The organism is Modestobacter sp. VKM Ac-2982 (assembly GCF_026967935.1).
Classification (GTDB): Bacteria; Actinomycetota; Actinomycetes; order Mycobacteriales; family Geodermatophilaceae; genus Modestobacter.
On the sequence record NZ_JAPVBL010000002.1, the window covers coordinates 683796 to 709629 of the forward strand.

Below are 25834 nucleotides of genomic sequence, written 5' to 3' on the forward strand. Positions count from 1 at the left end.
CGGCTCACTCCGCCGGCGCCTCGAGCCGGAAGGCCTCCAGCTCGGTGCCGTACCAGCGGGTGGTGCGGCCCAGCGGCTGCATGCCCAGCTTCTCGCAGACCCGCAGCGAGGCCTCGTTGCCCGGCCGGACGACGGCGTAGACCTCCAGCAGCCCGTCGTCGAACGCCCGGTCGACGACCGCCCGGGCCGCCTCGGTGGCGTAGCCGCGCCGCCAGCTGTCGGGGTGCAGGTGCCAGCCGACCTCCACCTCACCGACCCCGTGGGGGAGCGGTTTGAGCAGCACCGTCCCCGCCGGTGGCCCCCCGCTCCGGGGCTCGATGGCCCAGCACCCGTGCGCCGGGTCCAGCTCGTGCACCAGCCGCCAGCGCTCGACCAGCTCGGCGGGCGGCACCGTCAGTGCCCCGCCCAGCCAGCAGGTCACCTCGTCCCGGCTGTACAGGTCGGCGAGGCGAGCGAGGTCGGCGTCGCCCGTCGTCCAGGCCCGCAGCCGCAGCCGGTCGGTGCACAGCAGTTCCACCCACGGGGAGCTACCGCCGTCCGCCGCGGAGGAAACGCCTCAGCGGGGTCGCCGTCCTCGCGGTACGGGTGCGGACCGCACGCCCCAGGGTGAGGTCCGCACCCCGCACGTGAGGCTCGCGGGCAGCGGGGTCCTTCAGCAGCCGACGGGGGTCAGCCGGCGGTCGCGCTGGGCGGCCCACCAGGCGCGGCCCTCGGCGGGCAGGCCGGCGATCGGGTCGTAGTAGGCGTACCGCCGGTCGAGGGCGTCGGCGTCGGTGCGCTCGATGCCGGTGCGGTAGTTCTTCGTCCAGTAGGAGATGCCCCGCTCCCGGTCGTACTCGGCGACCTGGTGCACCCAGCGCTTGCCGACGTAGGGCACGTCGCAGACGATCCGCGGCGTCGCGAACCCGGGCAGGTAGCCCATGACGTCGTGCTGCAGGGTCTGCGCGGTGGCCAGCGAGACCCGCCAGTGCTCGGCGCTGGGGATCATGTCGCACATGTAGAAGTAGTAGGGCGTGATCGAGGCGCCGTCGAGGAGGGCGAAGCACAGGTCCAGCAGCTGCCCGGCGGTGTCGTTCACCCCGGCCAGCAGCACGCCCTGGTTGCGCACGTCGCGCACGCCGGCCGCCAGCAGCGCCCGGGTGGCCTCGGCGACCAGCGGGGTCACCGACTGGGCGGCGTTGACGTGGGTGTGCACCGCCAGCGAGACGCCCCGTTCCCGGGCGGTGGCGGCCAGCCGGCCCATCCCGTCGACGACCTCGGGCTGCAGCCAGTGCTGGGGGAGGCCCATCAGCGCCTTGGACGCGAGCCGGACGTCCCGGATCGAGTCGATCTCCAGCAGCCCCTCGACGAAGGCGGCGAGGTTCTTGAAGGGCAGGTTGGCGACGTCCCCGCCGGAGACGACGACGTCCCGCACCCCGGGGGTGCGCCGCAGGTAGGCCAGCATCTCGCCCTGCCGGTCGACCGGCTTGAGGTCGAAGCGCAGCTTGTCCACCGCCGGGGTGGAGTTGCCGACCAGGTCCATCCGGGTGCAGTGCCCGCAGTACTGCGGGCAGGTGGACAGCAGCTCGGCCAGCACCTTGGTGGGGTAGCGGTGGGTGAGGCCCTCGACCGCCCACATCTCGTGCTCGTGGAGGGAGTCCCGGGCTGCGTGCGGGTGGCTGGCCTCGTCGCCGGGCAGCCGGTCGGAGGCGACCGGGAGCATGTAGCGACGCACCGGGTCGGCCAGCATGGCGGCAGCGTCGGGGACGCCGCCGGGCACCATCGTGTTGAGCATCTGCGGCGGCAGCAGCAGCGACATCGTGGCCCGGCCGGCCTGGTCGGCCTCGACGTCGGCGTAGAACGACTCGTCCAGCAGGTCGCCGTAGACCCCGCGCAGCTGGCGGAGGTTCTTCACGCAGTGCGCGCGCTGCCACTGGGCGCTCCGCCAGTCCTCCTCGGTGACCCCGGCGAAGCCGGGCAGGCGCCGCCAGTCGGGCTCGACGAGCTCGCGGGCGGTGTACTCGTAGGGCTGCTCCAGCACCGGAACTCCTGTCCGCGCGGTGTCTCCAACTCCGACACCGCGACCCTACGGGAAGAAGTTCGGCATCTGGAAGGAATGGCGATAGCTTCTCCGGTGTCGCGCCGGGGACGACGAAAGGACGACGGTGGTGATGGACGTGCTGCACCGCAGCCTCGGCGTGCACCGGGTGCTCGAACCGGCCGGCGTGCTGCCCCAGGCCGCCCTCCGGCTGGACGCGGACCCACGGATCGGCCCGGACGAGGTGCGCATCGCCGTCCACCGGCTCAACCTCGACGCCGCCTCCTACCGGCAGCTGGCCGAGGAGCACGGCGGGGACGGCGACCGGGTGCGCGCCGCGGTGCTCGGGATCGTCGAGCGCCGGGGCAAGATGCACAACCCGGTCACCGGCTCGGGCGGGATGCTCATCGGCGTCGTCGACGAGGTGGGCGACGACTCCCCGCTCGGCCTGGAACCCGGCCAGCGGGTCGCCACCCTGGTCTCCCTCACGCTCACCCCGCTGCGGATCACCGACGGGCTGGCGCGGTGGGACGGCCGCAGCGAGCAGGTGCCGGCCGCCGGGACGGCGGTGTTGTTCTCCCGCTCGATCGCCGCCGTTCTGCCCGACGACCTGCCGCAGGAGGTGGCGCTGGCGGTGCTGGACGTCTGTGGCGCCCCGGCGGCCACCGAGCGGGTCGTGCACCGGTCGGGCCACCGGCCCTCGGTCGCCGTCCTGGGTGCGGCCGGCAAGTCCGGCTGCCTGAGCCTGGCCGCCGCCCGCGACGCCCGCGCAGGCCGGCTGGTCGGCGTGGTGCGGGACGAGCGGGAGGCCGCCGCGCTGCGGGCGGCCCGGCTGGCCGACGAGGTGGTGGTGGCCGACGCCACCGACCCGCTCGCCGTCGCGGCCGCGGTCGGGGCGCCGGTCGACGTCACCGTCGTCTGCGTCGACACCCCCGGCGCCGAGCACGGGGCGGTCCTCGCGACGGCCGACGGCGGCACCGTGGTCTTCTTCTCCATGGCCACGTCCTTCTCGGCGGCGGCCCTGGGAGCTGAGGGGATGGCGGCGGACGTGACGATGCTCGTGGGCAACGGCTACACGCCGGGGCACGCGGCCCTGGCGATGGACCTCTACCGGCACTCGCCGGGGGTGCGGTCCCTGATCGAGCCGCGGGTCCGCGCCTCATGAGCGAGCTGCTCATCCGGGACGTGACGGTCGGGGACCGGCCCGGCCGGGCGGTGCACGTCGTCGCCGGGCGGATCGCCTGGCTGGGCGCAGCGGCCGACGCACCCCGGGCCGGCCGGGTGCTGGACGGCGGGGGAGCGCTGCTGACCCCCGCGTTCGTCGACGCCCACGTGCACGCCACCGCCACCGGCCTGGCGCTCACCGGCCTGGACCTGCACGGCGCCGACAGCCTGCGCTCCGCCTTGACCGGCGTCACCGCCCAGACCACCGCCGCGCCCACCGGCACGGTGCTCGGAACGGGCTGGGACGAGACCGGCTGGCCCGAGGGCCGCGGGCTCACCCGGCACGACCTGGACGCAGTGGTGGGGGAGCGGCCGGCCTACCTGGCCCGGGTCGACGTGCACTCGGCCACCGTCTCCACCGCGCTGCTGGACCGGGTGCCTGGGATCACCGCCCTGCCCGGGTACAGCCCCGACGGCCGGCTCCGGCTCGACGCCCACCACGCCGCCCGGCAGGCCGCCTACGGTTCGGTGCCGCCCGATCAGCGGCGCAGCGCGCAGCGGGCCACGTTGGACGCCGCGGCCGCGCTGGGGATCGGCAGCGTGCACGAGATGGCCGGTCCGGAGGTGTCCAGCGCCGAGGACCTCGCCGGGCTGCTCGCGCTGGCCGCCGAGGCGCCCGGGCCGCGGGTGGTCGGGTACTGGGGCGAGCTCTCCGAGCGCGGCGGGCTGGACGTCGTCCGGGAGCTCCGGCTGGCCGGCGCCGGTGGTGACCTGTTCTGCGACGGTGCGTTCGGCTCGCACACCGCGGCGCTGAGCAGCCCCTACGCCGACCGGCCGGAGACCACCGGTGCGCTGCGCTTCGAGACCGCGGCCCTCGTCGAGCACGTCCGCGCCTGCACCGTCGCCGGGCTGCAGGCCGGGTTCCACTGCATCGGGGACGCCGCCGTCGACCAGGTGCTGGCCGCGGTCGGGGCGGTCGTCGCAGAGCTGGGCCGGGACGCCGTCCGGGCCTGCCGGCACCGGCTGGAGCACGTGGAGATGGTCGGCGACGAGGCGATCGCCCTGCTGCGCCAGTGGGGGATGGTCGCCAGCGTCCAGCCCGCCTTCGACGCCGCCTGGGGCGGGCCGGCCGGCATGTACGCCGAGCGGCTGGGCGTCGAGCGGGCAGCCGGCTGCAACCCGCTCGCCGACCTCGTCGACGCCGACGTGACCGTCGCCATCGGCAGCGATGCCCCGGTCACCCCACTGGACCCGTGGGGCGGCGTGCACGCCGCGATCGACCACACCACCCCCGGCTCCGGCCTGCGCCCCTTCGACGCCTTCGACGCCGCGACCCACGGCGGCTGGGTGGCAGCCCGCGCCGAGCACCCGGAGGGCCCGCTGGCCGTGGGCGCGCCGGCGGACCTCGCGCTCTGGGCGACCGAGCTGACGCTCTCCGCCGCCCTGGCCGGCCGCGCCCGCCCCACCTGCCGCCAGCTCATCGTCGCGGGACGACCGTGCTGACCAGCACCCGCCGGGCGAGATCGCGGAGCCGTCTCGCCGGCTGCGGCGGAAGACGACCGGCACCGGCGCCGGCACGGGACGAAGGAGCTCGGTGATGAGCAGGCTGCAGCTGGACCAGGCGCTGGTGGCGCGGGCGCGGGAGCTCGCCGCCCGGGCGGCGGCGCCGGTGGTCGACCTGGCCGCCACGCACACCACGATCTCGGTGGAGCGGGCCCAGCTGCGGCTGGCCGGGCTGACCGGCACCGACCCGGTCCTCGGCGACGGTGAGGTGCCCTGGGTCAACCGGGTGGTGGACGCCGTCCGTGACCAGGTCGGCCTGCAGCACGGGGTGGCGCTGCCGGTCTGGCACGCGCTGAGCTCCGGCGGCACGCTGGCCGACCTCGCCGAGCAGGTCGGCGCCGGCACCGCCCGGTTCACCGTGCCCGAGGGGGCCGCCGCCGACCAGGCCCGGGAGGCCGCCCGCACCGCCGTCGGTGCCGGGATCGCCCGGATCGACGCGAACCGGGCCCGCCGGGACGAGCTGGTCGCCACGCACGGCGACCCGCCCCGCCGTCCGTGGATCTACCTGATCGTGGCCACGGGCGACATCCACGAGGACATCCCGCAGGCCCAGGCCGCCGCCCGCGCCGGCGCCGACGTCATCGCCGTCATCCGCTCCACCGGGCAGTCGCTGCTGGACTACGTGCCCGAGGGCGCCACCCGCACCGGGTACGCCGGCACGTACGCCACCCAGGAGAACTTCCGGCTGATGCGGGCCGCCCTGGACGACGTCAGCGCCGAACTCGGGCGCTACGTCCGGCTGACCAACTACGCCTCCGGGCTGTGCATGCCGGAGATCGCCGTCCTGGCCGGGCTGGAGCGGCTGGACATGATGCTCAACGACGCGATGTACGGGATCCTCTTCCGCGACATCAACCCGATCCGGACCTTCGTCGACCAGCGGTTCAGCCGGATGGTGCACGCCCGCGCCGGGATCATCATCAACACCGGCGAGGACAACTACCTCACCACCGCCGACGCCGTCGACGAGGCGCACACCGTCACCGTCAGCCAGCTGCTCAACGAGCGGCTGGCGCACGAGGCCGGGCTCGCGGACTGGCAGCTGGGCCTGGGGCACGCCTTCGAGATCGACCCGGGCGTCCCCGAGTCCTTCCGGCTGGAGCTGGCGCACGCACTGCTGGCCCGCGGGCTCTTCCCGGACGCGCCGCTGAAGTGGATGCCGCCGACCAAGCACATGACCGGCGACGTGTTCCGCGGCTACCTGCTCGACGGCTTCTTCAACCTGGCCGGGGCGCTCACCGGCCAGGGGATCCTGCTGGTCGGGATGATGACCGAGGCGGTGGTCACCCCGTGGCTCTCCGACCGGGACCTGGCGCTGCGCAACGTCCGCTACGTGCTCGAGGCCGCCGGGAACCTCCACGAGGACTTCGCGCCCCAGCCCGGTGGGTTCATCGATCGCCGGGCGCACACCGTGCTGACCGAGGCCGTCGACCTGCTGGAGCGGATCGCCGACCACCCCCAGGGCCTGATCCAGGCGGTCGCCGACGGCACCTTCGGCATCACCAAGCGGGCCCCGGACGGCGGCAAGGGCCTGGACGGCGTCGTCCGCAAGGCCGCCGACCACTTCGACCCGGCCACCGAACTGCTGGAGCGCATCCATGCCTGAGACCCGCCAGAATGGCCATCTTGGTGGAACCGGGGCCGGGAGCGTGGTGCGGCCGTACGGGGACACCACCGGTGACGGGATGGTGCAGACGTCGTTCACGTTGCCCGTCCCGCCCGGGCCGAGGGCCGAGGGCGCCGCGCTGCAGCTGGCCCAGAAGATGGGCATCGAGCCGGCGATGGTGGTGCACAGCGCCGGTATCGGAGAGGGGTTCACCTTCTTCGTCGTCTACGGCAGCGTGCGGCACCTGGTGGACCTGGACGCCGTGCAGGTCGAGGAGCGGGCCTATCCGCTGCTGTCGCCCGGTGAGGTCAACGCCGCGGTGAAGACCCGGCTCCGGCGCAGCCTCGTCGTCCTGGGGGCCTGCATCGGCACCGATGCGCACACCGTGGGCATCGACGCGATCCTCAACCTCAAGGGCTTCGCGGGGGAGAAGGGCCTGGAGTACTACCGGGAGCTGCAGGTGGCCAACCTCGGCGCCCAGGTCAGCGTGCCGGAGCTGGTGCACGCCGCCCGCGCGCGCAAGGCCGACGCCGTCCTGGTCTCCCAGGTGGTGACCCAGAAGGACGCCCACCTGCGCAACACCCGCGAGCTGGCCGCCGCGTTCCGCGAGGCGATGGGGGAGTCCCGGCCGCTGCTGGTGGTCGGCGGCCCCCGCTTCGACCCGGCGATGGCCGCCGACCTCGGGGTGGACAAGGTCTTCGGCCGGGGGACGACGCCCGGCGAGGTCGCCAGCTACCTGGTGCACGCACTCGTCCCCGCGGAGGAGCCCGCATGACCGACCCGCGCCCGACCGACCCGCGCCTGGGGCTGGTCGTCACCCACCGCCGCTACGTGCCGTACGCCCACGCCCACTACGGCGGCGCGCTCGTCGACGGGGCGTACACGCTGGGCCTGTTCGGCGACGTCGCGACGGAGGTGGCGATCCGCAGCGACGGCGACGAGGGGCTGCTCGCCGGGTACTCGGAGGTCTCCTTCCTCGCCCCGGTGCAGGCCGGCGACGTGCTGGAGGCCTCCTGCGAGGTGGTCCGGGTGGGCCGCCGCAGCCGGGAGCTGCGCTGCTGGGCCGACGTCGTGGCCCGCGCCGACCCCTCCCGCGGTGCGTCGGCCGCCCAGCTGCTCGACCCGCCGCTGCGGGTGGTCGAGGCGGTGGCGACGCTCGTCGTCCCCACCCCCGACTCCCCGGGCTGACGCCGGCGGGTGTCCGTCCCGTCATCGCCACGCCACCGGGTGTTCCGCTCCGGTGACGCTCCGAACCACCGGTCCCAAAGGGTTCCCCGGCGTCCGATCGGTGCCTAGGGTCGGGGTCGCCCCATCCCGGGAGACCGGGGTGTGCTTCCCCCTCGGCACAGTCGCGCGCTCGTCCCTCGGTGACGCAGTCCGGTGACGCACCTCGCGTCGCTGCCTGCGCACACCGCCAGGCCGAGGGGGGACCGCGGACCCGAGGGTGCACGTCCCACTCCCGACGTCCGCTCCGGCGGGGCCCCGCGTCACCAGACAACGGAACGGCGACCGCAGCCAGCGGCCGCTGTCCCGGCCCGAAGGCGCGGGGTGCCCCGGTGCGGACGCCGGTCAGGTGCAGCTGCGGCGGTCGCCCAGCCGGGAGTGGGATGCTGGGAGCTGGTCACGGCATCAGCGCCACGACCGGGTCCGGGCGGTACGCCGGGCCCTGGGTGTCCCGGGCAGCGACCCGGGCCAGCGCGGAGGGCGGCGGTGCCGGCAGTGGTGGCGACCGGCACGGTGGAGTCAGCCACCCCGAGCACCCCGGCGGAGCCCCCGGCCCCGCGCCGCCGCTGGCCCTGGCGCACCGTCCTGGCGGCCGCAGGGGGCCTGGCGCTGTACCTGGCCTTCCCCGGGCACGACCTGTCCGTGCTCGCCGTGCTGGGCCCCGCGGCCCTCGCGCTCGCCGTCCGCGGCGAGCGGGTCCGCGGCGGGGTGTGGCTGGGGTTGGTGCTGGGCCTGGTCTTCCTGCTGCCCCTGCTGTCCTGGACCGGGATCTACGTCGGCTCCTTTCCGTGGCTGGTGCTGGCCGTGGTCGAGGCGCTGTACTTCGCGGTCCTCGGGGGTGCTCTGGCCGTCACCTCGCGGCTGCCCGGCTGGCCGCTGTGGTCCGCCGCGCTCTGGGTGGGCGCCGAGGCGCTGCGCGGACGCTGGCCGCTGGGCGGGTTCCCGTGGGGCCGGCTGGGGTTCAGCCAGGCCGACGGGCCGTTCACGTCGCTGGCCGCCTACGGCGGCGTTCCCCTGGTGAGCTTCGCCGTCGCGCTGACCGGCACGCTGCTGGCCGCCGGCGTCGTCGGCCTGCACCGGGCTCGGCGCAAGCGGGGCGGACGGCGAGCGGCCGCCCTCACTCTCGTGGGTGCGCTCGCCGTCCCCCTGGTGGGCCTGCTGGCGGAGCTGCCGCTGGCCGGGTCGTCGCTGACCGAGGGCGGCCCCACCCGCACGGTGGCGGTCATCCAGGGCAACGTGCCCCGGGCCGGGTTGGACTTCAACGCCCAGCGGCGGGCCGTGCTGGACAACCACGCCGAGCAGACCCGCGAGCTGGCCGCGGCCGTCGCGCGAGGTGACGCCGCGCAGCCGGACCTGGTCATCTGGCCGGAGAACAGCTCCGACATCGACCCCTACATCAACGCCGACGCCGCCCGGGTGATCACCCGCGCGGCGGTCGCGATCGACGCGCCGATCCTGGTCGGCGCCGTGGTGCAGGCCCCGGGCGACTTCGTCGCGAACACCGCCATCGTCTGGGACCCGGTGACCGGCCCCGGCGACACCTACGTCAAACGGCACCCCGTGCCGCTGGCGGAGTACGTGCCGGCCCGGCCCTTCTTCCGCTTCTTCAGCCCGCTGGTCGACCGGGTGACCGACTTCGTGCACGGCACCGAGGTCGGCGTCCTGGACGTCGGCGGGGCCCGCGTCGGTGACGTCATCTGCTTCGAGGTGGCCTACGACGGACTGGTCGCCGACGTCGTCGACGCCGGCGCCGGGATGATCGTGGTGCAGACCAACAACGCGACGTTCGGGTACACCGACGAGAGCGCGCAGCAGCTGGCGATGAGCCGGCTGCGGGCCGTCGAGTACGGCCGCACCGTGGTGGTCGCGGCGACCAGCGGGATCAGCGCCGTCGTCGCCCCGGACGGCTCGCTGGTGCAGCGCTCCGAGCTGTTCACCGCCGACACCTTCGTCGAGGAGATCGCCCAGCGGGACTCCTCGACCGTCGCCGAGCGGCTGGGCGCGGCCCCGGAGTGGGTGCTGACGGCGCTGGGCGTGGGCGCCGTCCTGGCCGCGGCGTCCCCGGCACTGGCCCGGCGACGGGCGGTCGGCCGGTGACCGGCCCGGAGGTCCCCGGGCCGGTCCTGGTGGTCATCCCGACGTACGAGGAGGTCGGGAACCTGGCGGCGGTGCTGGACCGGCTGCACGCGGCGGTGCCGACGGCGCACGCCCTGGTCGTCGACGACGCCTCACCCGACGGCACCGGCGAGCTCGCCGATGCCCGGGCAGTGGCCGACGAGCGCGTGCACGTGCTGCACCGCGCCGCCAAGGCGGGGTTGGGGCCGGCCTACGTCGCCGGCTTCCGGTGGGCCGCGCAGCACGGCTACGGCGTGGTGGTCGAGATGGACGCCGACGGCTCGCACCCGCCCGAACGGCTCCCGGCGCTGCTGGCCGCCCTCGCCGACGCCGACCTGGTGCTGGGGTCCCGGTACGTGCCCGGGGGAGAGGTGCTCGACTGGCCGCCGCACCGGCTGGCGCTGTCGCGGCTGGGCAACCTCTACACCCGCTGGGCGCTGCGGCTGCCGCTGGCCGATGCCACGGGCGGGTTCCGGGCGGCGCGGATGGAACTCGTCACCCGGCTGCCCTTCGACTCGGTCGCCAGCCAGGGCTACTGCTTCCAGGTCGACTGGGCCTGGCGGGCGGTCCGATCCGGCGCCCAGGTGGTCGAGGTGCCGATCGCCTTCAGCGAACGCACGGCCGGGCGGAGCAAGATGAGCGGTTCGATCGTTGGAGAAGCACTGGTACGGGTGAGCTGGTGGGGCATCCTGGACCGGCTGGCCGATCGGCTGCCGGGCCGGGTGACCCGTCCCGTGCCAGGACGAGCCCGGGACGGGCGGCGGCCCAGGGTCCTCCGGTAGGGAGGACCCACCGCCCCGCGGGCGGAAGGAGAACGCATGGCCACCAGCCACACCGCCCCACGACGCACGTCGAAGCTGCGGATGGCGATCGGGCTGGGAGCGCTGGCCGAGGTCGTCGTCTACGTCCTGGTCGCCTCCTGGATCGGCCTGGGCTGGACGATCCTCGCCACCCTGGCCACCAGCGCCCTGGGCTGGGCGCTGCTGGCCCGGCAGGGCACCAAGGCCCTCGGGGAGCTCCGGATGCGCGCCGAGGAGCATCGGGCCCCGGGCCGCGCCCTGGGCGATGCCGGCCTGGTCGCGCTGGGTGGGCTGCTGATGGTGCTGCCCGGCTTCCTGGGCGACCTGCTCGGGTTGCTCTGCCTGCTGCCGGTCACCCGCGCGCTGCCCCGCGCCCTGATCACCCGCGGGCTGCTCCGGCGGCTGCCGGACCGGCTGCGCGGGCCGGTGTACGTGCGCTCGACCCGCACCGAGCCGGTCACCGGCGCCGACCAGCCGTTCCGGGCCGGGCCGGCCACCCGCGGAGAGCACCCGGTGATCGAGGGTGAGGTCGCCGCGGAGCGCACGGACCCCTGACCAGCTGGCCCGGGTCGCGCCCAGGACACGGAACGGCCCCGGTGGGGAGTCCCACCGAGGCCGTTCCGTGTCCAGGTCAGCTGAGGCGTCTCAGCTGGAGGAGCTCAGGACGCGCGAGTGCGGCGACCGCGGAGCACCTCGAGGCGCTCGGCGAGGACCTCTTCGAGGTCGTCGACCGAGCGACGCTCCAGCAGCATGTCCCAGTGCGTGCGCGGGGGCTTGACCTTCTTGGGGGCCGGCTCCGCGCCCCCGACCAGCTTGGCGGCCGAACCGTCGTACTTGCACTCCCAGGTGTCGGGGAGCTCGGCGTCATCGGCGAAGGGCACCGTGACGAGGTGCCCCTGGGCACACCGGTACTCGGCGTACTGCCGCTCGATGGGCGCGGTGTTGCGCTCGGTCTCATAGCTCACGCTGCCCAGTCGGCTTCCGCGTAGCGAACGCTCGCCCATGGCACACCGTCCTCTCGTGCTGATGTCGGTCAGATCTGGACTGCCCGGGCAGCCGCATGCTCACGCATCCGGTGCGGGGTGTCTCAGACGTCAACGACAGATGAAGGAAATGGATTCCACGTCGTCAGCAACACATCATCGCACGGGGTGATGTATCAGCGCTCAACCACCCTGACGGGTGAGCCCGGCGGCCCGTTCAGCGCAGGGCCAGCTGCCCCGGCCCGGTCGGCGTCGGCCCCAGCTGACCGCGGGAGAAGTGCCGCCGGCAGAGCACCTGGTACCGGACGGTGGCCTCCCCGGCAGCGGGCGCGGCCGCCGGCTGCAACGCCGGCGCGGTGTCGGCGACGACCACGGTGGCCCCCTCGCGCACCACGGCATCGCCGACGACCCGGGCGTTGAGCAGACCGGGCAGGCCGCACCAGCAGAGCACCTCGACCTGCACCCGCTGCACGTCGTCGGCCAGCTCGAACAGCCGCTGGGTGCCGGGGAACAGCCGGGTGCGGAAGTCGGTGGTCAGCCCGAACGCGTAGACGTCGACGTGCGACTCGTCGACCAGCTCGGCCAGCTGCTCGGCCTGCTCGCCGGTGAGGAACTGCGCCTCGTCGACGATCAGGTAGTCGACCCGGTGCCCGGCGGCCCAGCGGTCGCGGACCAGCAGCCGGACGTCGGTGTCGGCGTCCAGCTCGATCGCCGCCCGCTGCAGCCCGACGCGGGAGCTGATCTGCGGGGTGCCGGACCGGTCGTCCTGGGTCAGCAGCAACCCGTGGCGGCCCTGCCGGCTCTGGTTGTGGTCGACCTGGAGGGCGAGGGTGGACTTCCCGCAGTCCATCGGACCGTGGAAGAAGACCAGGTGGGCCGGGGCCGGGTGCCGGCGGCGGTCACCGGCGGCCGGGACGACGCCCAACGAGGCGTCGAGGGCGGCGAGCTGGCCGGCAGGGGGAGTGGGGGTCACAGACGCTCCGGGGGTGTGTTGCCGGCTTCCACGATCGCGCGGCGCATGTCCAGCCGCGCCAGCAGCCAGCCGCCGGCGACGAAGAAGAAGACGAGGCTGAAGATCGCGTACCGGTAGGACTCGGTGAGCTGGTAGGTCAGGGCGAACAGGAACGGGCCGAGCCAGCTGGTCCCACGATCGCTGATCTCGTAGAAGCCGAAGTACTCGGCCTCCTTGCCCGGCGGGATCAGCTGGCTGAACAGCGAGCGCGAGAGCGCCTGGGTGCCCCCGAGCACGAAGCCGATGCAGACGGCCAGCAGGTAGAACTGGACGGCGGCGCCCGACTGCACGAAGTAGGCAGCCACCAGGACGCCCACCCACAGCACCAGGCTGCCCAGCACCGTCCGCTTGGCCCCGATCGCCATGGCGATCCTGCCCATCGCGATCGCACCGAAGAAGGCGACCACCTGCACCAGCAGGATGGCCGAGATCAACGTCGACTGGTCCAGGTCGAGCTCCTCGGCGCCGTACTGCGCCGACACCCCGATGATCGTCTGCACGCCGTCGTTGAACAGCAGGTAGGCGCCGAGGAACCACAGGGTCAGCCGGTACCGCCGCAGGTCGCGCAGCGTCGCGGCGAGCTGACGGAAACCGCCGGCGAGCGCCCCCTGCCGGGGCCCGACCACCACGGCGGACTCCCGCGGCTGCCGGTTGCGCAGCAGCGACACGCTGACCAGGGTGAACCCGGCCCACCAGAGGCCGGCCGAGGCCAGGCAGATCCGCACCGCCTCGCCCTCGGTCAGACCCAGCGACTCGTACTGGGAGAACAGCGCCAGGTTGCCGGCCAGCAGCAGCGCCCCGCCCAGGTAGCCGCAGGCCCAGCCGCGGCTGGACACGGCGTCCCGCTCGTCCGGGCCGGCCAGGTCGGGCAGCCAGGAGTAGTAGACGACGGTCGCCGCACCGAAGGAGAGGTTCGCCGCGATGAACAGCACCGCGCCCAGGAGGTAGCGCTCGCCGGCGACGAAGAACAGCGACATGGTGCACAGCGAGCCGACGGCGGCGAAGGTGGCCAGCAGCTGCCGCTTGGCGCCGCTGCGGTCGGCGATGGCCCCGGTGATCGGCAGCACCAGCACCTGGAGCACGACCGACAGCGACAGCACGTACCCGAACCAGCTGCCGGTCGGGACGCTGATGCCCAGCGGGTGGATCCGGCCGTCGGCGTCGGCGGCCGCCTCGGCGATCGAGGTCAGGTACGGGGCGAGGAAGACGGTCGTCACAGAGGTGTTGAAGACCGACATCGCCCAGTCGTAGGAGTACCAACCGGCGCGCTCCCGGCGCAGCGCCCGGTCGGGCGGCGGCGGTGCGGGGTCGACCTGCGGGGCGGCGCTCACCGGCGCAGGGTGCCAGTCTCCGGGGCGGCGGTCCAGCACCGGCCCGGCTGCCCGGCCGCGCCGTTCACCGTCGGCCCGGGTGGAGCCGCGGGGCGAGCGTGCTCACGCGCCCGTCCACTGCCCCCGGGACACCAGCAGGTCGCGGAGCATCGACGGACGGTCGGTCATCACGCCGTCGACGCCCAGGTCGAGCATCTCGGCGGCCTCGGCCTCGTTGTCGACGGTCCAGACGTGCACCTGCAGGCTGCGGGCGTGGGCGGCGGCGATGAACCGCTCGTCCACCAACGGACGGCCCCCCAGGGCCAGCGGCACCTGCGCGCAGCCGGCCTGGATCCGCACCAGCCCCGCAGCGCGCGGCGAGTAGGAGGAGCGCCGGAGCGCGGCGACGCCCTTGGGCCCCAGGGAGGTGCAGACATCGGGGCCGAAGAGGCGCCGCGCCGCGGCGATCCGGGCGTCGGAGAACGAGCCGAGGCAGATCCGGTCCTCGACGTTCAGCCGACGGATGGAACGCACCAGGGGCGCCAGCACGCCGGCGGCCTTGATGTCGAGGTTGAACCGGACGTCGGGCCAGGCGCCCAGCAGGTCCTCCAGCCGCATGATCGGTTCGCGGCCGCCGATCAGCGCCGTGCGGACGTCCCGCCAGTGCATGGTGTCGACCCGCCCGGTCCGGTCGGTGACCCGGTCCAGCGTCGGGTCGTGGAAGACCACCAGCTCGCCGTCATAGGTGACCCGGACGTCGGTTTCGATGTACCGGTAGCCCAGCGCCACGCACGCCTCAAAGGCCGGCTGGGTGTTCTCCAGGTGCTCGATCGCCCCACCCCGGTGGGCCATCGCCACCGGGGTCGGCCCATCGAGGAAGGCGTAACGCGAGCCCGGCACGCCCCCACGCTAGTGCGGTGCACCACGGCCCGTCCGAGGAGGTCCTGGTCACGGGGCAGTTGCTCTCGCGCACCGGCTCGGGCGTGTCCGCGGCGGGCGGCCGGACCGGGCGTCTACCGTCCGTGCCGTGGCGGTAGAGCAGGGCGTCGAGGCCCCTCCGGTCCCTCGGTCACGGCGGGCCGAGGGTGAGGAGCGACGTTGCGGTTGGTGCCGCAACGTCCTGCCGGCGCAGGAGTCGGTGGGCCGACCTCGGCTCTACTGCGGCCAGGCCTGCCGCCAGCGGGCGTACGAGCAACGGTCGGCGACGGCCAAGGCGGGTCTGTCCGCGGACGTCGTCCTGGTGACCCGGGCAGAGCTCGACGGCCTGCAGGACCGGCTGTACCAGCTGCGCTGCGCCATCGAGGACGTCCAGACGCTGCTGACCGAGAAGCCCACCAAGGCCGAGCTCGAGCGATCCCTGGCCGACCTGGTCCGGTCGACCGGTCGGCTCGACCGGCTCTGGCTGAGCGGCAAGGCCGCCGGCTGAGCCACCGGTCGGCCGACACCACGTGCTGGCCGCGGATGCGTCACTGTGACGCATCTCACCCTGGGCCGGTGGACCACAGGGGAGCGGCTCGGGATAGCCGGCCCTCGTCCCGGCCGGTGATCACCTCGAACCACTCCGGCGAACGCCCGTCGCCCACAAAGGTGCTCACACCCCGACCTGGCGCCGGCCGCACGCGACACGGGCTTGCGCACGGGTGACCGCGGCCGCCCGAACCCCGCACAGAGGCGTCATTTCGTCATCGTGACGTTTTCGGGACGGTGCAGGGAGACCGGGGGGAGTCGGGCAGGGTGATCGATCGAGGGCTGCGGAGGAGTGACCTGCGATGAGCAGCGGCCGTCGGTCATCGATCGGCCACCGCGGCGGGCCAGCAAGATCGTCCGTCGATGGTCAGGTCGAGATGAACGACGCCGGTCGCCATGATCATCGCCGGGTCACGTCGCCGCGGTGCGCTGGGCGCGCGCCGGACGGAACGGCTCGTCGAACGCGCCGTGGAACGACTCGCAGTCACAGCCGACTCGGCGGGCGCACCGACGTGCCACGACCTGGGATGCGACGGCCGACGCACACGTCGTCGAGCGGCGGTCCATCGATGGCCAAAAGCGGCTCCGACCAGCTCCATCCGTTGCGCCGATAATCGACATTATGTCAAGTAGTGGAGATCTGACCCGCTCCTGTTCGACTCACGACGCCACCCGGGCACCGGCCGTCCGGGTTCACTGCACCGCGTCTCGCCCGAGGAAGGTCACCAGCCGCTCGACCGGCGAGGCGTCCGCCCCGGGATCGACCCGGGCGGCGAACGACGCCCGCGGGACGCGTCGTCGAGCAGCTCGCTCGCCAGGGTCAGCACGTCCTCGGCCAGGTCCGGCGGCAGCTGGCACGCCCGGCCTCGTGCTGCGGCGACGTCCCAGCCGTGGACGGTGAACTCGATGGCGGCCGCCTGCGCCGCAGGGGCCGCCCCGTCCGCCTGGAGGTCGTGACTCCCCCGCCGGCCGGCCGCCTGCAACTGCTCGAGCAGGTCCTGGACCCGCTCGCAGGTCCGGGCGACCGGTTCGCCGACGGGCGACCCCGGTGGCCCGGGGAGGTTCAGCTGAGCGGTGGCGAGCAGGCCGGTGAGGGCGTCGACGACGTCTGCCAGGTGCGTCACCACGGACGCCACGTCCCAGTCGGTGCAGGGAGTCGGCCGGTCGAGGTCGCCGACGACGAGGCCGCCGAGCTCGTCCAGGGCGTACCGCCCGGCTCGGCCGGCCAGGGCGACGGCAGCTGCGAGCCCGTCCTCACCGGAGTCGGTCACGTCGGCGACTCAGACGTCGGCGTGGGCGCGGCCGCCACGCACGGGCGCCATGCCCCAGGGCTCGGCCGGCAGCACCTGGCCGGTCTCCAGGAGCGACTTGAGGTTGGCCAGCACGGCCGGCCAGCCGTGCGAGACGCCGTCGTGGCTGGCCTGGTCGGCCAGGCGCTCATGCGTGACGGTGAGCCGCACGATGTCCTCGTGCGGTTCGACCAGGAACGTCACGACCGACGGCTCCCCCGCCGGCTCGGCATCCGGATCGGCCGTCGGCTCCTGGAACGTGATCACCAGACGGGTCGGCGGAGACGACTCCAGCACTCGCCCGGCGACGTCCACCTGCCCCGAACCGTCGGTGCGCCGGTGCTCCCAGGTCGACCCGGTCTGCCAGTCGGAGACGTTGGCGTGCCCCCAGTAGCGAGCCGTCAGATCGGCGTCGGTGAGCGCGTGCCACACCTGATCGGCGCTCGCGCGGATGTAGGTGACGTACACGTAGTCGGGGACGCGTGCGGTGCTCGTGGCCATGGCCTGCTCCTCTGCCTGCTGCGTGATCGCGCTGATGGCGGAAAGCCGGGGCCGGTCGAAGGCCGAGATCCAGCGCTCCTGGATCTGGTGGATCGGCACCGGGTTGAGGTGGTGCAGCCGTTCTCGTCCCCGCCGGACGACGGTGACGAGATTGGCGCGGCGCAGGACGTCGAGGTGCTGGGTCGCCGACTGCCGGGCCATCTCCAGGTGTGCACAGAGCTCACCGAGGGTCTGCCCGTCCCGCTCCCGCAGCTGGTCGAGCAGCAGCCGCCGGGTCGGGTCGGCGAGCGCCTTGAAGACCGGGTCCATCCCGCTCGCCTCGGCGTCCACGAGCAGAATCATGCAGGCGTTTGCCTGCATGTGTCAACGGGTCAGCCGGGGCAGCTCATCCGCGGAAGGACACGTCCGTGGTCTCCACGACGCCGGCGGTGCGACCCGGCGCGGCCTGGAACTGCCAGTAGAGGTTCGTGTGCGCGATGACCTGCTCGACCGGTGGCGCACCCCAGGCTGTCTTGTCGCCGGCGGTGTGCGCATCGCCGACGAGCGTGACGTCGTAGCCGCGGGTGAAGGCCCCGTGGATGGTCGACCGGATGCACGCATCGGACTCCGCCCCGGCCACGACCAGCCGGCCCACGGCGAGGTCGGCCAGCACGTCCGAGAGGTCGGTGCCCTCGAAGGAGTCGCCGTAGGACTTGTGCACGAGCGGCTCTGACTGCTGGCGGACGAGTTCGGGGACGTACTGCCAGGCGTCACTCCCCTGCACCAACTCCTCGTCGGAGTGCTGCACCCAGACGACCGGGACGCCCGCACCGCGGGCCCTCTCGACCAAGGCGCTGATGTTGCCGACCACCTCGTCGCGTCCGGGCGCCTCGCCCACCACGCCCTGCTGGACGTCGATGACGACGAGGGCGGTGTTCGGTCGGTCAGGGAGCGTGCTCATGGCGGTCTCCTGCGGTCAGCGGCCGGTGCGACAGCGAGGACGGTAGGCCGGACCCCCGACAAGATGACCCGTGCCGATCGCGTGCGGCCAGGCGTTCAGCGCTTCGCTGCCTTCGCGGCGGTCCGCTCGGCGTTGTGCTCCAGGACGGCGTCCATCCAGAACTGCAGGTCGCCGTCGTCCGTGAGCGCCTCGTCGTCGACGGCGATCCAGCCCTCGCCCATGGACCGGCCCGTGCCCATCTCGGCACGGCGGGTCCCGGCCACCGCGAGGTACTCGGCATCCCGACTGCGCGCCACCCGTACCAGCAGCGCTCCCCCACCGGCCGAGACGCAGGCGATCATCTCGTCGTCGACCATGAACGCGAGGCCACCGAACATCCTCACCTCCCGAACGGTCCTCTCCCCCGGGACAGCCCTGCGGACACGGTCGGCGAGTTCGGCGTCGTAGGCCACGGACCGTCGCCTTCCTGACGAGCTGAGCGGCGTGGAGCCGCCGGTCGTTCCTAGCACCGTCCACGGCCATCCGGCCCCCCTCCCCCGTTGCTTGCGCTGTTGTTCCGTTCTTCCTTTTCTCGATGTGAGCCGAGTGTTGGGGATAACGGATGATCATCACCCAGTCGTGGGGTTTGCCAGGCGGAGCAGGACGGTAGGGCCTGCTGGGCGCCTTCGTGCCATGACGCGGCCCAGCCCCGGCCGACCCACTCGAGAGGAACCGCCCGTGCCCAGCAGGATCGAAGACTACGGACTGATCGGGGACCTGCAGACCGCTGCGCTGGTCGGCAAGGACGGCTCGATCGACTGGCTGTGCCTGCCGTCCTTCGACTCCGCTGCCTGCTTCGCCGCCCTGCTCGGCGACGAGCGCAACGGTCGGTGGCGGCTCGCCCCGGCCGACGGGAGCAGCTGCACCAGCCGGCGCTACCGGGGTGACTCACTGGTGCTGGAGACCGAGTGGAAGACCCCGACCGGCACCGTCCGGGTCATCGACTTCATGCCACCACGAGGTGAGAGCCCGGACGTCGTCCGGATCGTCGAAGGCGTGTCCGGGCGGGTGCCGATGCGGCTGGACCTGGTGCTCCGGTTCGACTACGGCCACCTGGTGCCCTGGGTGCGCTCGGTGGACGGCGACCTGGTCGCCGTCGCCGGCCCCGACGCGGTCTCGCTGGCCACGCCGGTGCAGCTGCACGGGGAGGACCACACCACCTCCGCCGAGTTCGAGGTGGCCGCCGGCGAGCGCATCCCGTTCGTGCTCACCCACCACGCCTCGCACCTCCCCCGGCCCGACCCGGTGGAGGCCGAGGAGGCGCTGGTCAGCACGGAGGCGTTCTGGGCCGAGTGGATCGGCCACTGCACCTACGACGGCGAGTGGGGTCCGGCGGTCCGCCGTTCGCTGATCACCCTCAAGGCGCTCACCTACCGGCCCACCGGCGGGATCGTCGCCGCGGCGACCACCTCCCTGCCCGAGGAGCTCGGCGGCAGCCGGAACTGGGACTACCGGTACTGCTGGCTGCGCGACGCGGCGTTCACCCTGCAGGCCCTGCTGGGCACGGGCTACCTGGAGGAGGCCCGCGCCTGGCGGGAGTGGCTGCTGCGCGCCGTCGCCGGTGACCCCGCCGACCTGCGGATCATGTACGCGCTGGACGGGTCCCGGCGGATCCCGGAGTACGAGCTGCCGTGGCTGCCCGGGTACGAGGGCTCGGCCCCGGTGCGGGTGGGCAACGCCGCCGCCGGGCAGTTCCAGCTCGACGTCTGGGGTGAGCTGCTCGACGGCCTGCACCTGGCCCGCGAGTCCGGCCTCTCCCCCACCGCGGACGCCTGGGCCGTGCAGAAGGAGCTGCTGGCCTACCTGGAGGAGATCTGGGAGACCCCGGACAGCAGCCTCTGGGAGGTCCGCGGCAAGCCCCGGCACTTCGTGCACTCCAAGGTGCTGGCCTGGGCCGGGGTCAACGGCGCGATCGAGGCGGTGGAGCGGCACGGGTTGGACGGACCGGTCGAGCGCTGGCGGGAGCTGCGCCAGCGGATCCACGACGACGTGTGCGCCCGCGGCTACGACCCCGAGCGCCGCACCTTCACCCAGTTCTACGGCTCGGAGGGGCTGGACGCCGCGCTCCTGCTCATCCCCCAGGTCGGCTTCCTGCCCTGGGACGACGAGCGGGTCGTGGGCACCGTGGAGGCCGTGCAGCGCGAGCTCACCTCCGACGGCTTCCTGCTCCGCTACCACACCTCCGCCGACGGCCGGGTCGACGGCCTGCCGGGCGACGAGGCCCCGTTCCTGCTGTGCAGCTTCTGGCTCGCCGACGCCCTCAACGGCATCGGCCGCACCGCCGAGGCCCGCGAGCTCTTCGAGCGGCTCCTCGGCCTGGGCAACGACCTCGGGCTGATGAGCGAGGAGTACGACCCGCGCACCGGCCGGCACCTGGGCAACACCCCGCAGGCGTTCAGCCACGTCGGGCTGGTCAACACCGCCCGGCACCTCAGCGGGGCGCTGCGGGTCCCCGGCGAGCACGCCTGAGCCGGTCGGCGGCGGGAGTCCCCCCGCCGCCGACCGTCGGGTCAGGCGATCTCGGACCGCTGGATGCGCACCCAGCCGAGCAGCATCGGCAACGCCACCCACAGCCCCACCGAGGTGCCGAACTGCAGCCACCCCTGCGCGTCCACCCCGTCCTCGAACAGCGGCATCGAAGTGGTCGACAGGTCCAGCCAGTCGCGCACCCAGTCCAGCGCCGAGATCAGGCTGACGAGGATGGTGAACACCGTCGGCAGCACGAAGTACAGGACGATCGCCAGGGGTGAGCTGAGCAGCAGCATGCCGAACGCGACACCGGCCAGCACGCTCACCACCTGGACGACGAGCACCTGACCCACCAGCGCGGCGGTGATGTCCCAGTCCCGCTCCGCGTCGGAGAAGACCGGGGTCAGCACCGTCGCGAGCACGGAGGCCAGGGCCGCGACGGCCACGCCGAGCACGGCCAGCACGGTGGCTGCGAGCACCTTGGCGACGAGCACCCGGGACCGGCGGGGCACCAGGGTGAACGTCGTCATCGCGGTGCGCTGGGACCACTCGCTGGTCACCAACAAGATGCCCAGGACCGGCAGCAGGATGCTGATCGGCAGCTGGGTGATCCCGAAGTGATCGGTGAACCGCTTGGGCGCGTCCTCGACGAACAGGGAGATCGCCACGACGGCGAGCACGGCCAGGCCGATCACGATCAGCAGCCAGCGTCCGGCGCGGGTGTCGTAGGACTTGCGCAACTCCACCCGCACCAGCCGGAGCAGGGACGGCGCGGTCGGGGCGGTGCCGGTGGGGGCCCGGCCGGCGTCCAGGGTCGCGGTGCTCATGCCTGCACCTCCTGGACCTGGTGGGAAGAGCCGGTGAGGGAGCGGAAGAGATCCTCCAGTCCCGCTCCCCCGGCGGCCCGCAGCTCGGTGAGGACGACGCCGGCCGCCGCCACGGCCTGCCCGACGGCGAGGGCGTCGGCGTCGGCCACCAGCGCGTCGTCCGGACCGGACGAGACGCTGATGCCCGCCGCGTCCAGCGCCTTGGCCAGCAGCGCCCGGTCCGGTCCGCGCACCAGCGTGCCGCCGGTGCCGGCGAGCAGCTCGGACTTGCTGCCCTGTGCCGCGATCCGGCCACCGGCGATGACCACCAACTGGTCGGCGACCGCCTCGACCTCGTGCAGCAGGTGCGAGGAGAGCAGCACCGTGCCGCCGCGGTCGGCGAAGCCGCGCAGCAGGCCACGCATCCAGAAGATGCCCTCGGGGTCCAGCCCGTTGGCCGGTTCGTCGAGCACCAGCACCTGCGGGTCGCCGAGCAGCGCCGTCGCCAGGCCGAGCCGCTGGCGCATCCCCAGGGAGTAGTTGCCCAGCCGCTTGCCCGCCGGCCGACCGGCGAGGCCGACCAGGCCGAGCACCTCGTCGACCCGCTGGTGTCCCACCCCGAGCACCATCGCGGCGAGGGTGAGGGTCTCCCGGCCGGTCCGACCCGCGTGCTGGGCGCCTGCGTCGAGCAGCACCCCGACCTGGCGGCCGGCGTTGGGCAGCTCGCGGTAGTGCTTGCCGTCGAAGGTCGCGGTGCCGCTGGTCGGGCTGGCCAGCCCGACCAGCGCACGCATCGTGGTGGACTTGCCGGCACCGTTGGGGCCGAGGAAGCCGGTGACCGTGCCCGGCTGGCAGGCGAAGGAGACGTCGGAGACGGCGACCTGTGCGCCGTACCTCTTCGTCAGATGCTCGATCGTGATCATGACCCCAGCCTGCCCGGGCCACCCGGCCGCGCACATCGGCCGGAAGTAGGTGATCACCTCCGCGGTCCGACCGACGGCGACGGCGAGGTAGACCTTGGTCGGTTCCAGCGGCAGTCTCCCGTCCGTAACCTCCGGTGGGTGACAGTGTCCTTCCGCCCGGGGGCGGCCGCGGACGACGGCGTCGAGCACCCCTCGCTGGTGCCGGCCCAACTGTTGGCCGACCTGGGTGCCGCACCCGAGCGGGGCCCGGACACCTCCACGAGCACCGGCCGGCGGCGCCGGGTCCGCCGCTCGGTCCGTGACTGGGTCGTCGACGTCACGGCCTTCGTCGCCTCGGTGCTGCTCGGGCTGGTGCTCGTGGGCGTCGCGCTCAGCCAGCCCGTCCCGCCGCCGGACGGCCTGCTGATCGCCGACGTGGTGCTGGGCTCGGTGGGCTGCGCCGCCCTGTGGCTGCGGCGCCGCTGGCCGGTCGGCGTCGCGGTCGGCCTTTCCCTGCTCGCGTCCTTCTCCGACATGGTCGCGATCGCCTGCCTGTTCAGCCTCTTCGCCGTGGCCGTACACCGCCGGTGGCCGACTGTCACCGCGGTCACCGCGGTCAGCCTCGCCTCCTTCGCCGTGTACATCGTCGTCCGACCCGACCCGGAGCTGCCGGCCTGGGTGTTCGCCGTGCTGGGTGTCGTGTGCACCGCCGCCGCCGTCGCCTGGGGCATGTTCGTCCGCGCACGTCGCCAGCTGGTGCTCTCGCTCCGCGAGCGTGCGGTGCGCGCCGAGAGCGAGCAGCAATTGCGGGTCGAGCAGGCCCGGCACACGGAGCGCACCCGGATCGCCCGCGAGATGCACGACGTGCTGGCGCACCGGCTGTCGCTGCTGAGCATGCACGCCGGCGCACTGGAGTTCCGCCCGGACGCCCCGGCGGCCGAGGTCGCGCAGGCCGCGGGGATCGTCCGGTCGAGCGCCCGGCAGGCACTGGAGGACCTGCGGGAGGTGATCGGGGTGCTGCGCCACGGTGGGGACGGCGGCGGTGACCCGGGCACCCGCCCGCAGCCCACGCTCGCGGACGTCCCGGCGCTGGTCGAGGAGAGCCGGAGAGCCGGCGTCCGGGTGCGGGTGCGCTATCGGGTGCCCGAGCTCGCCACCGTTCCCAGCGGCGCCGGCCGCAGCGCCTACCGCGTGCTGCAGGAGGGGCTGACCAACGTGCGCAAGCACGCGCCCGGCACGGTCGCCAGCGTCCTGGTCGAGGGCGGTCCGGGCGCCGGGCTGGTGGTGGAGCTGCGCAATCCCACACCGGCCGGCGGCGAGATCGTGCCCGCGCTGCCCGGTGGCGGCACCGGCCTGGTCGGCCTGCTGGAGCGGGTCAGCCTGAGCGGCGGCCACCTGGAGCACGGCTGGACCCCCGACGGGGAGTTCCGGCTGCGCGCCGAGCTGCCCTGGCCGGGGTCCGCGTGAGGGAGCCGGTCCGGGTGCTCGTGGTGGACGACGACCCGCTGGTGCGCGCGGCCCTGGCGATGGTGCTCGGCGGGGTCGTGGACCTGGAGCTCGTCGGCGAGGCCACCGACGGCGACGAGGTGCCGGCGGCCGTCGCGGCCAGCGCCCCCGACGTCGTCCTGATGGACATCCGGATGCCGCGCACCGACGGGCTGACCGCCACCGAGCTGCTGCAGGCGCGGCCGGACGCCCCCGAGGTCATCGTGCTGACCACCTTCGACACCGACGATCAGGTGCTCCGGGCACTCCGGGCCGGCGCCAGCGGCTTCCTGCTCAAGGACACCCCGCCGGCTGCGATCCTGGAGGCCGTGCGCCGGGTCGCCGCCGGGGAGCCGATGCTCTCCCCCACCGTGACCCGCCAGCTCATCGCGCACGTCTCGGCGGACCGGCCGGCCGGACCGGGCGAGGATCGGCAGACCCGTGCCCGGGCTCGGCTCGACCTGCTCAGCGACCGGGAGCGGGAGGTGGCGCTCGCCGTCGGGCGAGGGTTGTCGAACGCCCAGATCGGCGCCGAGCTGTACCTCAGCGTGGCCACCGTCAAAGCGCACGTCTCCCGGCTGCTGGACAAGCTCGAGCTGGCCAACCGGGTGCAGATCGCCCTGCTCACCCACGACGCCGACCTGGTGTGACGCCCGTCAGCGGTCGCGCCAGTTCGGCCCCGTCCGGAGGCTCGCCCCGAGCTTGCGAGGGGTGAGGGGGACGGGGTCCTTCCGGAGCCACCACCCCAACCGCCGGGTCATCCAGGGCAGCAGCAGGTAGGTCATCACCGGGGTGAGGGTCAGCGTCATCACCGCCACCCGGAGGACGACGTGGGCCTCGGTCAGCAGCGCGCCCAGGGTGACCGTGGCCAGCAGGTTGAGCGGGAAGAAGACCAGCCAGATGGTGACCGCCTGCTTCCACCGCGGAGGTGCGGTGGACGCGGGCAGCTCCGTCGCGGCGTCCAGCGGTGCGTCGAACCAGCCCTCGATGCCGGTGCGCCGCTCGGTGCGGGTCACCTCGGCCAGCCCCTGGGCCGACCCGAGCCACCAGCGTCGCTCCGGACTGGCCTCCCAGGCCGTCATCGTCGCCGGTGAGTCGAAGCGGCACAGCATGTGCCACTCGTGGGCGTCGTGGCGGGGGCGGACCCAGCCACCGCCGAGGAACCCGGGGAAGGCCTCGGCCATCGTCAGTCCCGCCCGGATCCAGGCGGTCATCTCCACCGCGTGGGCCGGGTCGGCCCGCCGGGTGAAGGAGACGGTCACCGGCAGCTGCGGGGTCTCCGCGAGCGCCGGCACCGGGACAGTGCTCTCCATGGCCCCAGCATCCCTGGCGCGGATGTCGCGGGGATGTCGGGTCTGTCACCGGCGTCCAGCGGCGTGGCGCTGACCTCGTGCACAGGTCCACTGGCGACGATGCCTGGGTGGACGTCGTCAGCTCGCTCTGGGAACAGGTCTCCGCGACCTCTCCCCCGCTGCCGCTCTGGCTGCTCGTCCTGACCGCGGCGCTCGCCGCTGCCCTGGTCCTCTCCCCCACCCTGTGGCAGCGGGCCCGGCACTCGGTGACGATCGCGCACGAGGGGGCGCACGGCCTGGCCGCCCTGGTCACCGGCCGGCGGCTGGCCGGCATCCGCCTGCACTCCGACACCTCCGGCGTCACGGTGTCGGCCGGCCGGCCCAGCGGCCCCGGCATGGTGCTGACCGCGGCCGCGGGCTACACCGGCCCGGCCCTGTTCGGGCTGGGCGCGGCGGCGCTGCTGGCCGCCGGGTTCGCGATCGGCCTGCTGTGGGCCCTGCTCCTGTTGCTGGCCCTGCTGCTGGTGCAGATCCGCAACTGGTACGGCCTCTGGTCGGTGCTCGTCACCGGCACCCTGGTCTTCGCCGCCACCTGGTGGCTGCCCGCGGCGGGCCAGTCGGCGTTCGCGGCCGGCGTCACCTGGTTCCTGCTGCTGGCGGCGCCGAAGACCGTCCTGGAGCTCCAGGCCAAGCGCCGCTCGGGCACGGCCCGGGACTCCGACGCCGACCAACTGGCCCGGCTCACCGGGCTGCCGGGGATCGTGTGGGTCGCCGCCTTCCTGCTCGTCGACGGTGGCGCCCTGCTGCTCGGCGGCTGGTGGCTCCTCCGCGACACCGCCCTCCTCTGACC

General features: G+C 73.9%; 26 protein-coding genes. 13 read left to right on the forward strand and 13 right to left on the reverse strand.

Annotation, left to right across the window (positions count from 1 at the left end):
* Positions 1–4: 4 nt before the first annotated feature.
* Together O2W20_RS10095 and O2W20_RS10100 are read right to left on the reverse strand one after the other, a co-directional pair.
* On the reverse strand, positions 5–517 hold the full coding sequence (locus tag O2W20_RS10095; RefSeq protein ID WP_269172761.1) for a GNAT family N-acetyltransferase: 513 nt from the start codon (positions 515–517) through the stop codon (positions 5–7).
* A gap of 135 nt (positions 518–652) precedes the next feature.
* Positions 653–2020 (reverse strand): KamA family radical SAM protein, encoded by a 1368-nt coding sequence (locus tag O2W20_RS10100; protein WP_269172760.1) that lies wholly within the window; start codon positions 2018–2020, stop codon positions 653–655.
* A 130-nt stretch (positions 2021–2150) separates the two neighbouring features.
* Between O2W20_RS10100 and O2W20_RS10105 the strand changes: the two genes are divergently transcribed.
* The 8 genes from O2W20_RS10105 (at position 2151) to O2W20_RS10140 (ending at position 11044) form a co-directional block, all read left to right on the forward strand.
* On the forward strand, positions 2151–3182 hold the full coding sequence (locus O2W20_RS10105; RefSeq protein WP_269172759.1) for an L-erythro-3,5-diaminohexanoate dehydrogenase: 1032 nt from the start codon (positions 2151–2153) through the stop codon (positions 3180–3182).
* On the forward strand, positions 3179–4684 hold the full coding sequence (locus tag O2W20_RS10110) for an amidohydrolase (protein ID WP_269172758.1): 1506 nt from the start codon (positions 3179–3181) through the stop codon (positions 4682–4684). The genes O2W20_RS10105 and O2W20_RS10110 overlap by 4 nt, the downstream gene beginning before the upstream one ends.
* A gap of 94 nt (positions 4685–4778) precedes the next feature.
* The gene (locus O2W20_RS10115) at positions 4779–6350 is read left to right on the forward strand and encodes a lysine 5,6-aminomutase subunit alpha (RefSeq protein ID WP_269172757.1); all 1572 of its coding nucleotides are present in this window, start codon (positions 4779–4781) and stop codon (positions 6348–6350) included.
* Positions 6351–6396: 46 nt separating this feature from the next.
* Entirely contained in the window at positions 6397–7125 is a 729-nt protein-coding gene (locus O2W20_RS10120) for an OAM dimerization domain-containing protein (protein WP_269172756.1), read from the forward strand.
* On the forward strand, positions 7122–7538 hold the full coding sequence (locus O2W20_RS10125) for a hotdog fold domain-containing protein (RefSeq protein WP_269172755.1): 417 nt from the start codon (positions 7122–7124) through the stop codon (positions 7536–7538). Before O2W20_RS10120 ends, O2W20_RS10125 begins: the two co-directional genes overlap by 4 nt.
* Before the next feature lie 522 nt (positions 7539–8060).
* Complete coding sequence (gene lnt / locus O2W20_RS10130) at positions 8061–9671, forward strand: apolipoprotein N-acyltransferase (protein ID WP_269172754.1); 1611 nt, start codon at positions 8061–8063, stop codon at positions 9669–9671.
* Positions 9668–10471 carry a polyprenol monophosphomannose synthase gene (locus O2W20_RS10135; RefSeq protein WP_269172753.1) on the forward strand — a complete coding sequence of 268 codons (804 nt, stop codon included), beginning with the start codon at positions 9668–9670 and terminating at the stop codon, positions 10469–10471. Before lnt ends, O2W20_RS10135 begins: the two co-directional genes overlap by 4 nt.
* A gap of 36 nt (positions 10472–10507) precedes the next feature.
* Positions 10508–11044, forward strand: coding sequence for an FxsA family protein (locus O2W20_RS10140; RefSeq protein WP_269172752.1), 537 nt, complete (start codon positions 10508–10510; stop codon positions 11042–11044).
* 104 nt (positions 11045–11148) lie between these two features.
* Here the strand turns inward: O2W20_RS10140 and O2W20_RS10145 are convergent, their stop codons facing one another.
* The 4 genes from O2W20_RS10145 to O2W20_RS10160 all read right to left on the reverse strand — a co-directional run bounded on the left by O2W20_RS10145 (position 11149) and on the right by O2W20_RS10160 (position 14694).
* On the reverse strand, positions 11149–11493 hold the full coding sequence (locus tag O2W20_RS10145; RefSeq protein WP_036332628.1) for an RNA polymerase-binding protein RbpA: 345 nt from the start codon (positions 11491–11493) through the stop codon (positions 11149–11151).
* Between the two features lie 196 nt (positions 11494–11689).
* Positions 11690–12445 carry a thymidine kinase gene (locus O2W20_RS10150; RefSeq protein ID WP_269172751.1) on the reverse strand — a complete coding sequence of 252 codons (756 nt, stop codon included), beginning with the start codon at positions 12443–12445 and terminating at the stop codon, positions 11690–11692.
* Positions 12442–13815 (reverse strand): MFS transporter, encoded by a 1374-nt coding sequence (locus O2W20_RS10155; protein WP_269172750.1) that lies wholly within the window; start codon positions 13813–13815, stop codon positions 12442–12444. Before O2W20_RS10155 ends, O2W20_RS10150 begins: the two co-directional genes overlap by 4 nt.
* Positions 13816–13917: 102 nt before the next feature.
* On the reverse strand, positions 13918–14694 hold the full coding sequence (locus tag O2W20_RS10160; RefSeq protein WP_269172749.1) for a glycerophosphodiester phosphodiesterase: 777 nt from the start codon (positions 14692–14694) through the stop codon (positions 13918–13920).
* A 238-nt stretch (positions 14695–14932) separates the two neighbouring features.
* Here O2W20_RS10160 and O2W20_RS10165 point away from each other — a divergent pair, with 238 nt between their 5' ends.
* Positions 14933–15220, forward strand: coding sequence for a hypothetical protein (locus O2W20_RS10165; RefSeq protein WP_269172748.1), 288 nt, complete (start codon positions 14933–14935; stop codon positions 15218–15220).
* 763 nt (positions 15221–15983) lie between these two features.
* On the opposite strand, the gene O2W20_RS10170 is transcribed toward O2W20_RS10165, so the two are convergent.
* From O2W20_RS10170 to O2W20_RS10185, 4 genes are all read right to left on the reverse strand, one after another.
* On the reverse strand, positions 15984–16532 hold the full coding sequence (locus O2W20_RS10170; RefSeq protein ID WP_269172747.1) for a maleylpyruvate isomerase family mycothiol-dependent enzyme: 549 nt from the start codon (positions 16530–16532) through the stop codon (positions 15984–15986).
* A 9-nt stretch (positions 16533–16541) separates the two neighbouring features.
* On the reverse strand, positions 16542–17393 hold the full coding sequence (locus O2W20_RS10175; RefSeq protein ID WP_269172746.1) for an ArsR/SmtB family transcription factor: 852 nt from the start codon (positions 17391–17393) through the stop codon (positions 16542–16544).
* A 43-nt stretch (positions 17394–17436) separates the two neighbouring features.
* Positions 17437–17991 (reverse strand): isochorismatase family protein, encoded by a 555-nt coding sequence (locus O2W20_RS10180; protein ID WP_269172745.1) that lies wholly within the window; start codon positions 17989–17991, stop codon positions 17437–17439.
* Between the two features lie 95 nt (positions 17992–18086).
* The gene (locus tag O2W20_RS10185) at positions 18087–18374 is read right to left on the reverse strand and encodes a TfoX/Sxy family protein (RefSeq protein WP_269172744.1); all 288 of its coding nucleotides are present in this window, start codon (positions 18372–18374) and stop codon (positions 18087–18089) included.
* 334 nt (positions 18375–18708) lie between these two features.
* Here O2W20_RS10185 and O2W20_RS10190 point away from each other — a divergent pair, with 334 nt between their 5' ends.
* Entirely contained in the window at positions 18709–20499 is a 1791-nt protein-coding gene (locus tag O2W20_RS10190) for a glycoside hydrolase family 15 protein (RefSeq protein ID WP_269172743.1), read from the forward strand.
* Between the two features lie 41 nt (positions 20500–20540).
* On the opposite strand, the gene O2W20_RS10195 is transcribed toward O2W20_RS10190, so the two are convergent.
* Together O2W20_RS10195 and O2W20_RS10200 are read right to left on the reverse strand one after the other, a co-directional pair.
* Complete coding sequence (locus O2W20_RS10195) at positions 20541–21326, reverse strand: hypothetical protein (protein ID WP_269172742.1); 786 nt, start codon at positions 21324–21326, stop codon at positions 20541–20543.
* Entirely contained in the window at positions 21323–22228 is a 906-nt protein-coding gene (locus tag O2W20_RS10200; protein ID WP_269172741.1) for an ABC transporter ATP-binding protein, read from the reverse strand. The genes O2W20_RS10195 and O2W20_RS10200 overlap by 4 nt, the downstream gene beginning before the upstream one ends.
* Before the next feature lie 138 nt (positions 22229–22366).
* On the opposite strand from O2W20_RS10200, the gene O2W20_RS10205 reads away from it, so the two are divergent.
* Both O2W20_RS10205 and O2W20_RS10210 read left to right on the forward strand, forming a co-directional pair.
* A complete protein-coding gene (locus O2W20_RS10205) occupies positions 22367–23674 on the forward strand; it encodes a sensor histidine kinase (RefSeq protein ID WP_269172740.1) in 1308 nt (435 codons plus the stop codon).
* Positions 23671–24342 (forward strand): response regulator, encoded by a 672-nt coding sequence (locus tag O2W20_RS10210; protein ID WP_269172739.1) that lies wholly within the window; start codon positions 23671–23673, stop codon positions 24340–24342. Before O2W20_RS10205 ends, O2W20_RS10210 begins: the two co-directional genes overlap by 4 nt.
* Positions 24343–24348: 6 nt before the next feature.
* On the opposite strand, the gene O2W20_RS10215 is transcribed toward O2W20_RS10210, so the two are convergent.
* On the reverse strand, positions 24349–25005 hold the full coding sequence (locus tag O2W20_RS10215; RefSeq protein ID WP_269172738.1) for an antibiotic biosynthesis monooxygenase: 657 nt from the start codon (positions 25003–25005) through the stop codon (positions 24349–24351).
* Between the two features lie 107 nt (positions 25006–25112).
* On the opposite strand from O2W20_RS10215, the gene O2W20_RS10220 reads away from it, so the two are divergent.
* Positions 25113–25832, forward strand: coding sequence for a M50 family metallopeptidase (locus O2W20_RS10220; RefSeq protein ID WP_269172737.1), 720 nt, complete (start codon positions 25113–25115; stop codon positions 25830–25832).
* Positions 25833–25834 lie beyond the last annotated feature (2 nt).